The sequence below is a fragment of the Chthoniobacter sp. genome (assembly GCF_040003245.1).
Classification (GTDB): domain Bacteria; phylum Verrucomicrobiota; class Verrucomicrobiia; order Chthoniobacterales; family Chthoniobacteraceae; genus Chthoniobacter.
Genome location: NZ_JBDUCX010000251.1, coordinates 1 through 9,532, shown reverse-complemented (window position 1 = coordinate 9,532; position 9,532 = coordinate 1). Strand labels below are relative to the sequence as shown.

Annotated in this window: 9 protein-coding genes; 6 read left to right on the top strand and 3 right to left on the bottom strand. The window is 63.9% G+C overall.

Annotated elements, in window-relative coordinates:
• The coding region (locus ABJF10_RS25545; RefSeq protein WP_348547452.1) for a chemotaxis protein CheB at positions 1-894 on the bottom strand (894 nt) is incomplete at its 3' end.
• 203 nt (positions 895-1,097) lie between these two features.
• Here ABJF10_RS25545 and ABJF10_RS25540 point away from each other — a divergent pair.
• Entirely contained in the window at positions 1,098-1,385 is a 288-nt protein-coding gene (locus tag ABJF10_RS25540) for a hypothetical protein (RefSeq protein WP_348547451.1), read from the top strand.
• A complete protein-coding gene (locus ABJF10_RS25535; RefSeq protein WP_348547450.1) occupies positions 1,366-1,638 on the top strand; it encodes a hypothetical protein in 273 nt (90 codons plus the stop codon). The genes ABJF10_RS25540 and ABJF10_RS25535 overlap by 20 nt, the downstream gene beginning before the upstream one ends.
• A gap of 15 nt (positions 1,639-1,653) precedes the next feature.
• On the opposite strand, the gene ABJF10_RS25530 is transcribed toward ABJF10_RS25535, so the two are convergent.
• Both ABJF10_RS25530 and ABJF10_RS25525 read right to left on the bottom strand, forming a co-directional pair.
• The gene (locus ABJF10_RS25530) at positions 1,654-2,886 is read right to left on the bottom strand and encodes an NnrS family protein (RefSeq protein ID WP_348547449.1); all 1,233 of its coding nucleotides are present in this window, start codon (positions 2,884-2,886) and stop codon (positions 1,654-1,656) included.
• Between the two features lie 20 nt (positions 2,887-2,906).
• Positions 2,907-3,368, bottom strand: a complete 462-nt coding sequence (locus ABJF10_RS25525; protein WP_348547448.1) for an Rrf2 family transcriptional regulator — start codon at positions 3,366-3,368, stop codon at positions 2,907-2,909.
• A gap of 121 nt (positions 3,369-3,489) precedes the next feature.
• Here ABJF10_RS25525 and ABJF10_RS25520 point away from each other — a divergent pair, with 121 nt between their 5' ends.
• From ABJF10_RS25520 to ABJF10_RS25505, 4 genes are all read left to right on the top strand, one after another.
• The gene (locus tag ABJF10_RS25520; protein ID WP_348547447.1) at positions 3,490-4,890 is read left to right on the top strand and encodes a hypothetical protein; all 1,401 of its coding nucleotides are present in this window, start codon (positions 3,490-3,492) and stop codon (positions 4,888-4,890) included.
• 15 nt (positions 4,891-4,905) lie between these two features.
• On the top strand, positions 4,906-5,724 hold the full coding sequence (locus tag ABJF10_RS25515; protein WP_348547446.1) for a hypothetical protein: 819 nt from the start codon (positions 4,906-4,908) through the stop codon (positions 5,722-5,724).
• A 209-nt stretch (positions 5,725-5,933) separates the two neighbouring features.
• Positions 5,934-8,363 (top strand): DUF1592 domain-containing protein, encoded by a 2,430-nt coding sequence (locus tag ABJF10_RS25510; RefSeq protein WP_348547445.1) that lies wholly within the window; start codon positions 5,934-5,936, stop codon positions 8,361-8,363.
• A 30-nt stretch (positions 8,364-8,393) separates the two neighbouring features.
• A partial coding sequence (locus tag ABJF10_RS25505) for a DUF1552 domain-containing protein (protein ID WP_348547444.1) occupies positions 8,394-9,532 on the top strand: 1,139 nt, incomplete at its 3' end.

The following is a 9,532-nucleotide window of genomic DNA, read 5'->3' as shown; positions in this document are numbered from 1 at the left end:
TTCCGGCTCGCGGAAAAAATTCGTGACGTGGATGAGGATGTCGTGAAAGAGCCCCTGCACTTCCTCGGGGTTCTTTTCGAGGACTTTCAAATATTCCTCCAGCGTTTCCATGCGTTGCACCGTCAACCGGCGCTGGATGCGGCGCTGGATCGTCGTCTGCCGATAGCTCGCGAAATCGACGCCCGTCGTCGTCCGCAGCAATTTGAAAATCTTCCGGACGCCGTCCGTATTCCGAGCCTCGATTTCATCGTCGACCGCCGCTCGCACGTAGGGAGCACCTCCGAGTCGGGCCAGTTCGGCGGCCATCTTTTCCAAGGGTAGCACGTAATCGACAACACCCGCGTTGATCGCGCTCCGCGGCATGCCGGGAAATTTGGCGCTGGCCTCCTCCTGCGCGAAGGCGATCCCGCCCGCCGCCTTGATCGCCTTCAGCCCCAGCGTGCCGTCCGAGGCATTGCCGGAAAGGACGACGCCGATCGCCTTGTTGCCCCGGTGCGCGGCCAGCGATTCAAAGAAATGATCGATCGGCAGATGCCCTCCGCGGCCCTCTTCCCGTGCGGCCAGCTTCAGCGTGCCATCGGAAACGCTCATGCTCGTATTGGGCGGAATGACGTAGACGTGATCCGGCTCCAAGTGGACGCCGTCCTTCGCCTCCACCACCGGCATCACAGTCGACCGCGAAAGGATGTCGCTGAGATGACTCTCCCGCGTCGGGTCGAGATGCTGGACGAGGGCAAAGGCCAGTCCGGTGCGCTTGGGCAGATGTTGCAGCAGTTGCGTAAAGGCCTCCAATCCACCCGCCGACGCGCCGACGCCAACGACGGGACAAAAATCGCCGTGACCAGCCGGTCCGGCATTCGTGGACGTCGTGGGGGACTCGATCTTGTTCTCCATCGCAACAGGCGCTTTGGTTTTATTGCTTCGCCGCTGCGGGTTCTTCATGCCTGACACGCTACCCTCTCCCGTGAACCTGCCCAGTGCCAATTCCGAATTCCGGATGCAGGGTGGTCGGGCGCAGGGGCTAGGGGATTTTCTGACGCCGGGTTCAGGCGATGCCTCCATTGCCGCCGCCGGGGCTTCCAGCGAAGATAGCTGCCATGTCCAAAACCACGCGCCAGATGCTGCTCTACTGCGACGTGGCGAACAGCGTTTTCATCCTCACCGCCGCCGGCGAGGACTGGCGGCAGACTTTCAAATCCTTCGAGCGCGCCTATGCGGAAGCGGAGGAGCGCACGACCGAAACCATCCCGCTCATTCTCTATACCGAAGATGGCCGCCAGATTCTGGAGGCGACCGTTTCCGCTGCTCCCCCGGAGCTTGTGCAGCTTTCCCACCCCTTTATGGGCCGCCGGACCAATGGACAAGATGCCTATCTCAACCGCTGAAACAGTCCCGCCCCTGGTCCGTATCATCCTGACGCAAGCGATCCGGCGACGCGCCAATGGCGGCATCACCCCCCGCACTTTTGCCGCCCAGATACTCCGCCTGGAAAAGGAGGAATTGAATCCCAAGGGACTCGATCTCGTCTCGCGTGAACTCTCCGGCGGCCGCACCCGCTTCATCATCAAGGAAGCTACTTCCGGCGCGGTCCGCGATATCCTGGAATTTGCCGCGGATGGCTCGATCGAGCCGGTCTGACGGCGAACGGTCGCGCTATTGGTGAGGGAGCAGATCGCCGGATGAATCGGGAAAGCGCACTTTGGGCAGGACGTTAAATCCCCACACGCCCGCGGCGAGCAGCCACAGATAACTGGCGCCGCTGAGCCAATGCGGACGAGCCGGTGAAAAATCCCCCACCGCTCGCAACACCGCGCCCGCTAGTAACAGCAGCGTCGCGATCTGCAGGGCCGGCAGCCGCGTTTCGAAAAGGGCTTCGTTGCCGGAATGCCCGAGCACCACGCGCGTGGCCACGGTGAAGGTGATGAGACTGAAGCCGCCGAGAAACACGACGTGCAGCCCGGCGAGGCGCTGTCCCGGCCAGAAGAGCGGAAAGATCAATCCCACGACCAGGGCGAGCAGGGCCAGCTGTGCAGCGAGCGACGCGGTATGCAGGTGCCGGGATTGGCGGTGAAAAGGAACCATCGCGGCAAGATAGACAATCGCCGCGAGACTGCGCAACCCGGCCGCGCTCGTCGTCGCTGGGTCACCCGCCTCCAGCCAATAGCTGGCGAGGAGCAGCAGCCCAGTGCCGCCCGAGAATGCGGCCCGGAGCCGCCAGGCGGGCGAAGCCGTGCGTTCCCCGGCCATGGGGCGCACCTCGCGGAGACGAAGAAAGCGCGGCAGCAGAAAGGCGCCGATGCCCAGCAGCAGAAAAAGCACGAACGCCTGATTGAGGAGCATCGCGCCAAACAGCATCCCGCGGGCCGGCACCCAGCCTTGCATCCCGCACAGCCACAACGCCGGCCCGGCGAGTCCGCTGAGGAGCCCAAAGGCCACGAGCACGAAGCCCGGCGGCGGCAATTCCGCACGGCGGCGGACCCGCGCGACCATGCACCCGCCGAAGCAGAGCAGCAGCGTGATGAACGCCAGATCTCCCGCGCGCGGCTGCTCGCCGATGTGCAACCCGGCGGTCAGCAGATACAGCCCCAGCAGCGTCCGCAATTCTCCGCGACGCAGCGGCGGCGCGGCGAGCAGGCGGGGCAGCGCGGTGCCGAGGAAGCCCATGACGAACCCAGCCAGAAAACCCTCGATCATGAGCCGCGCATGCATCGGCCCGGGATAGAACTGGTGCAGCCCCAGGAAAAAGAGCGGCCACAACGACACGCCCGACATGCCGAGCAACGTGGCGAGCGGAAAGAAAATGCGGAACGGCTCCGCGCGGCACAGTTCTAAAAACCGCGGCTTCGCCTCACTCACCGCCAACGCCTCCGCTATTTCTTCACGCATGGGAACGAGTGGCGCGCGCTTCACTTCCGCCGGGCACGCGGCTTGGGACGCGGACTTTCAAAGACCGCATTCAGCTCCTCGGGATTGCGGGCGATTTCCTGGACGGTGACCGCGTCGAGCACATCGAAAAAGGCCTTGCGCGCCCGGTAGAGCAGCGGCTTGAGACGACACACGTGGGTGATCGGGCACTGATTGCCGGCAATGTTGAAACATTCCGCCAGGTCGCAGGTGTATTCCGTGTGCCGCACAATTTCCCCGACGCGCGTTTCGGGCGTGTGGGGCGCGAGCATGAGTCCCCCACCCCCGCCCCGCGCCGAGATCAGCCACCCGGCCTTGGTCAGCGATTTGGCCACCTTGGTGAGATGATTGAGGGAAATGCCGTAGGCGCTGGCGACTTCCTTGGTGCTCACTTTGCGCGCGCGATGGCTGGTGAGGTAGATCAACAGCCGCAGGGCATAATCGGAGTGCGTGGTCAGTTGCATGGCAAAAGAAGGGAAGGCGCGGAGGAGAGGTAAATGACCGGCAAAGGTGAGCGAGCCAATGGTTTTTCTTGAATAGGTATAATAAATACCTATTTAAAGAATTGTTCAATCACAAACCCCTATGCCCATCAAACCATCCCCCGCCCCCGCCACGCCCGGAAGCGGCTGGCCGAACGCCTGGCGAGCGCTCCCGCGACTTTCCCATCTTCTCCTCGCGCTCGCTCTCGCGGGCGGTGCCTTTCCCCTCGCGGCGGAAGATTTCCAAGGCTCCAGTCACACGCTGGCCTACGACGAGCCGCCCATCTCCTACAGCGCGCAGAAGCCCAATGATCGCATCGCCCAGCTCCAGGCGCACATTGCCAGCGGCGAGGTGAAGCTGCAGTGGGATGAGCAGTTCGGCTGGCTGCCGGCGCTCCTCGACGCCCTGAAAGTCCCCCAGTCCTCGCAGATGCTGGTCTTCTCGCAAACCTCGCTGCAACGCCACGCGATCAACCCGCGCAACCCGCGCGCCATCTACTATGGCGAGGACGTCTACATCGGCTACATCCCGAATGCGCCGATGATGGAAGTCTCCGCCGTCGACCCGAAACTGGGTGGGATCTTCTACTCCCTCGACCAGGAGCGGGAAGCCCGCCCGACTTTCGTGCGCAATCAGGATTGCCTCCAGTGCCATGTCTCGGGCCGCGCGATGGGGATTCCGGGGCATTTCGTCCGTTCGCTCCAGACCGACGGCGGCGGCGACATCAAGTCGGGGACGGACACCGGCGAGATCGACCACTGCACGCCGCTGGCGGACCGCTGGGGTGGCTGGTACGTCACCGGCCAGCACGGCGCGCAGACGCACCTCGGCAACCTCGTCGGCACGTCTGCGTTTGAGCGCCATGCGAGCGACCCGGGATATCGCGGCAACCTGACCGACCTCACGCCGCTGCTCGACACGCGCAAGTATCTGCAGCCGCACAGCGACATCGTCGCGCTCATGGTGCTCGAGCACCAGACGCACATGCACAACTACATCACGCGCCTGAACTACGAGACGCGGACGATGGTGGGCACCTACGGGCATATTCGCTATCTCAAGAGCCAGGAGGACGCCTTCCTCCGCTACCTGCTCTTTACCGAGGAAACACCGCTCACTGCGCCCGTCAGCGGTGAGCCGCAGTACGTCGCGGACTTCCTGGCGCCGGCGCGGCGCGACTCCCGGGGCCGCTCCCTGCGCGACCTCGATATGAAGACCCGCATGTTCCGGTATCCGTGCTCGTATCTCATCTACTCCGAAGCGTTCGACCAGATCCCGACGGTGATGCGCGAGCATCTGCTCCAGCGGCTCTACGACATTCTCACCGGCCGTGACACCAGCCCGCAATTCGCCAAGCTGGCGGCCAACGACCGGCAGGCCATCCTCGAAATCCTGCGCGAGACGAAACCAAATCTCCCCGCCTACTGGAACCCGCACACCGCGGATCAGACGAGCCACCCTGCGCCCGATTTCACCCCTGCCGTGGCGAGCCGCACGCCGTAGATCGTGCCCACACCCATGCGAAGCCCGGCCCATTCCATCACCCTCGGAATCGCCTGGTTCGCGCTGCATTTCGCCGCGACTGCCGGGGCGCAGGGATCGTCGCTCGACGCGGCGCAGGAGCCGTCGCGGCCGGTGGTCGAAGACGCCGCGCTGCTGGACAAGGGCCGCCTCCACGCCCAGCAAAAGGCGCTCGTGCGGCTCGGCCTGCAAACCGACCCGCAGGCGGACATCGTCTTGCGCTCCCAACTGGAGCGCTTCCGTGCGGGCCAGCTCGCACCCGCGCTCTGGCTGGAGCTCTTCGAAGCCATCCCGAAACGCCGCCACGCGGACCTCACGGCACGACTCGCCGAAAGCCAGCCCGGCGGCGGGAAGTCGGCCGATCCGCTGCTTCAATTTCGCGAATGCTTGCAAGGCGGCGACGGCGAATCCGGCCGGTTGATCTTCACCCGGAAACCGGAAGCGGGCTGCATCCGCTGCCACTCGGTGGATGGCGCCGGCGGCCAGATCGGCCCGGAATTGACCTGGCTCCGGCACTCCGTCGAGCGCCTGCACATTCTCGAATCCATCATCCTGCCCAACGCCACGATTGCCGAAGGATTCGGCAGCGCCTTGCTGAAGCTCAAGGGCGGCGAGGAAATCTTCGGCGTGCTGAGCTCTGAAAACGAAACGGACCTGACCGTCACCTCCATCACCGACGGAAAAAAACGTCGCATCCTCATCGCCGACATCCTCGAGCGCACCCCCCTGCCCAGCCCCATGCCACCGCAATTCGGCCAGGTGCTCAGCAAACGCGAGATCCGCGACCTGGTCGAGTTCCTCGCCGAGGGCGATTAGGCGGTGTTCTCGAACGGCGGCCTGAAGGAAAACGCCGCTCCAAGAAGGGGCGAAGATGAGGGCCAAAGGCCTTTGCGAACGCCCTTCCCATTCGCGTTGATTCGTGTCCATTCGTGGTTAAAGCGGGTGGGCTCTTGCCCTCCAAGAACTGAGGAGTTTTCTTCAAGGAAACAGAGGGCAACCTGGTTTACTTGGCACGTGCCTTCGTGATGCGCTCCCTCCCCCCATTTCCTTGCCTGCTGCTGGCCTCGCTGCTGGCGGTCACCGACCTGCCGGCGGCGGAGGCGCCGGTTGTGCCCAGCTCGCCGGATTTCGACAGGGTCTTGAAGCCGTTTCTCGAAGAGCATTGCACGCGCTGTCATGGGGAAAAGAAGCACAAGGGGGAGCTGCGGCTGGATACGTTGTCGCGGGACTTTGCGGCGGGCGGGGCGGCCATGCACTGGGCCGATGTGATGGACCGCATCAGCTCCGGGGAGATGCCCCCGGAAGACGAGAAGCAGCCGAAAATCGCCGAGGCGACGAAGATCGTGGAATGGCTGGCTGGCCGACTCAAGGAGGGCGAAAGCGCGCGGCTGGCCAAGCGGGAGCGGGTCACTTTTCACAAGCTGACCCGCGAGGAATACGCCAATACCGTCTACGATCTGCTCGGCGTGCATTACGACGCCACGGACCCCACCGGGCTGCCGGAAGACCCAAACTGGAACGGCTTCGAGCGCATCGGCTCCGTGCTCTCGCTCTCCCCGGCCCATGTGGAAAAGTATTTCGCCGCGGCGGAAGGCGCGCTCGCGGAAGCGCTGCCGGTGAAGGCACCAGCGAAGGTCGCTATGCACTGGGGCGCGTTTGATTTGCGCGGGAGCTCGAAGAAGGACCTCACCCCGGAGCAGATGGAAAAGGTGCGGGTGGACGTTTGGCCGGGCAGCACTTTCTACGGTCAGCCCGGCTCGGTGCGAGCGCTCACCCTGCCGGTCGCGGGCGACTACACGGTGCGCGTGAAATTGAGCGGCTTGAAACCGAAGAATGGCCGGGCGCCGCATGTCGTCATTTACGCGGCGGACCTCGATCGCGTGCTGCTCGAGCAGGATGTCGTCACGGCCGAGGACCAGCCAGTGACGCTGGAAGCCCGGGTGCATTTGCCCGCGGGCAATCACCCCATTCGCATGACCAACGAGGCCCCCGGACCCTCAAATTTGCCGCGTGCCGGGCGCAACGGGAACCATCCGTTTTTCAGCATCAAGGACGGACGCGAGCCGTGGCAGACCAAGCTGACCGATGAAGAGGGCCTGCCGATTTTGCCTTTCCTGATCGTGGATTGGGTCGAGTGGGACGGCCCGCTCGGTGATCCCACGCCGACGCTCGCCCAGCAGCAGTATCAGCCGAAGGGGAACGGCGATCTCGCTGAAGCGCGCGCCATCTTGAAACGCTTCGCCGATCTCGCCTTTCGCCGGCCGGCAATGGACGCCGAACTCGACGGCCTCGTGGGGCTCCTGCAAAGCGAGATGCAGAGCGGCGAGAAGTATGAAGACGCGCTGAAAACGGGCCTGCTCGCGGTCCTGTGTTCCAAGGATTTCTTTTACCTCGTGGAAGGATCGGCGGAGGTGAACACGAACAAGATCAACGACTGGGAACTGGCCTCGCGCCTCTCCTATTTCCTGTGGAGCACCATGCCGGATGCGTCGCTGGAGATGGCGGCGGCCAATGGCACACTGCACCAGCCCGAGGAGCTGCGCGCGCAGGTGGCGCGCATGCTGCACGATCCCCGCATCGTGCGCTTTACCGAGGCCTTTTCGCGCCAGTGGTTGCAATTGCGCCGCGTGGGGATGTTTCCGCCGGACAAGAAACTGTATCCCACCTACGACGACTATTTGCAGAAGAGCATGGTCGGCGAGACGACCGCCTATTTCCGTGAAGTGCTGACGGAGAACCTGAGCTTGCGCGAGTTCCTGGATTCCAACTGGACGATGCTCAATGCGCGGCTCGCCGAGCACTATGAGATTCCCAATATCACCGAGGATCGGTTTCAGCGCGTGGCCTTGAAGGCGGAGGATCATCGTGGCGGTTTGCTCACCCAGGCCGCTGTGTTGAGCCTCACTTCCGACGGGATGCGGCATCGGCCGGTCCATCGCGGCAAATGGGTGCTGGAGTCGATCATCGGCAAGCCTCCGCCACCGCCACCGGCCAACGTCAAGCCCATCGAACCCACGCCCGAGACGCGGCCCAAGGCTACCTTGCGCATGAAACTGGCCGCCCACGAGACCGATGCGAATTGCGCGGCGTGCCATCGCCGGATCGATCCCCTCGGCATCGCCTTCGACAACTACGACGCCATCGGCCGCTGGCGCACGGAGGAGATCGTGCGCGACGGCAATGGGGACAATCCCAAGGTGGACGCGAGTGGAGAGCTGATCGACGGGCGGAAGTTTGCCGATGCCGAGGGATTGAAGAAGTTGCTGCTCACCGATGTGGATAAATTCAATGGCGCCTTCGTCGAGAAGCTGGCCACTTTCGCCCTGCGCCGCGCGATGAGCGTGGATGATCGCGCCGCGCTGCAAGGTCTCGCCAAACAGAGCAAAGCCGCGGATTATAAATTACCCGCGATCATTGAAGAGCTGGTGCTCTCCGACCTCTTTCAGAAACGCTGACCTACCCATGCCGCGCAGGCCCCTCCACCCATGAGCAACATCCTTACTCAAAACTGGCTCTTGAGCCGCCGGCATTTCCTCCGCGGCATCGGCGCGACCGTTGCCCTGCCGTTGCTCGATTGCATGCGACCGCTCCGGGCCGCCGCCGAGGCTGCTGCCAAGCCGCGCCGCAGCGTGTTCGTCTACATTCCCAATGGGGTGAATGTGCTCACCTGGCAGATCACCAAGGCGGGGCGCGATTACGAACTGAGCGAACCACTCCTGCCGCTGGAAAAGCATCGGCAGAACATGACGCCGATCAGCGGCCTGCATCATCCGGGCGGCATCGGCCAGGCGCATGTCTGCGCTGATTCCTGGCTCACCGCGGCGAAGCTCGGGATGGAGAGCGGCACCTATCACAATACGGTGTCCTGCGATCAACTCATGGCCGAGGTGACCTCGCCGAAGACGCGCTTTGGTTCGCTGGAGCTTTCCATTTCCGCCGGTGTCGGCCAGCCGAACAACGCCTCCACGCTGGCCTGGTCGCGCGACGGCGTGCCCCTCCCGGCGGAGGACAATCCGCGCACCGTGTTCAATCGGCTCTTCGGCGTCGAGACAGGCGGCGTGGATGTCCAGCGGCGGCGCTTGAACCGGCGGCACAGCGTGCTGGACCTCGTGCTGGGCGATGCCAGGACGCTGCGCAAGAATCTCGGCGGCGACGATCGTACCAAGCTGGATGAATACCTTGGCGCGGTGCGCGACGTGGAAGTGCGCACGGAACGGCTGGATGCGTGGCTGACCATTCCGAAGCCGAAGATCGATCCCGAGACCACTGAGCATCTGACGCGGAACGTCTCGCGCTCGGAGGCCGGCGAATATTACCGCACGATGTACGACTTGATCGTGCTCACCCTGCGCACGGACATGACGCGGGTGGTGACTTACATGAGTGGCAGCGAAGGCAACGGGCTGGCCATTCCGGAGATCGGCATCCCGCAGACCCGCCACGAGCTCTCGCACCACAACGGCGATCCCGAACAGATGGCCCGCCTGAGCAAGAGCGACGCGTTCATCACCCAGCAATTCGCTTACTTCCTCGATCAACTGCAATCCATCCCGGACGGCGAGGACTCGTTGCTCGACCGCACGATGGTGCTCTTCGGCAGCGGCATGAGCTACGGCCACAGCCA

Bases quoted from the DNA above. Each gene is read 5' to 3' on its own strand.
- ABJF10_RS25540 (WP_348547451.1), top strand. From the start codon at position 1,098: ATGTCCAAAACCACGCGCCAGATGCTGCTCTACTGCGACGTGGCGAAC.
- ABJF10_RS25535 (WP_348547450.1), top strand. From the start codon at position 1,366: ATGCCTATCTCAACCGCTGAAACAGTCCCGCCCCTGGTCCGTATCATC.
- ABJF10_RS25530 (WP_348547449.1), bottom strand. From the start codon at position 2,886: ATGCGTGAAGAAATAGCGGAGGCGTTGGCGGTGAGTGAGGCGAAGCCG.
- ABJF10_RS25525 (WP_348547448.1), bottom strand. From the start codon at position 3,368: ATGCAACTGACCACGCACTCCGATTATGCCCTGCGGCTGTTGATCTAC.
- ABJF10_RS25520 (WP_348547447.1), top strand. From the start codon at position 3,490: ATGCCCATCAAACCATCCCCCGCCCCCGCCACGCCCGGAAGCGGCTGG.
- ABJF10_RS25515 (WP_348547446.1), top strand. From the start codon at position 4,906: ATGCGAAGCCCGGCCCATTCCATCACCCTCGGAATCGCCTGGTTCGCG.
- ABJF10_RS25510 (WP_348547445.1), top strand. From the start codon at position 5,934: ATGCGCTCCCTCCCCCCATTTCCTTGCCTGCTGCTGGCCTCGCTGCTG.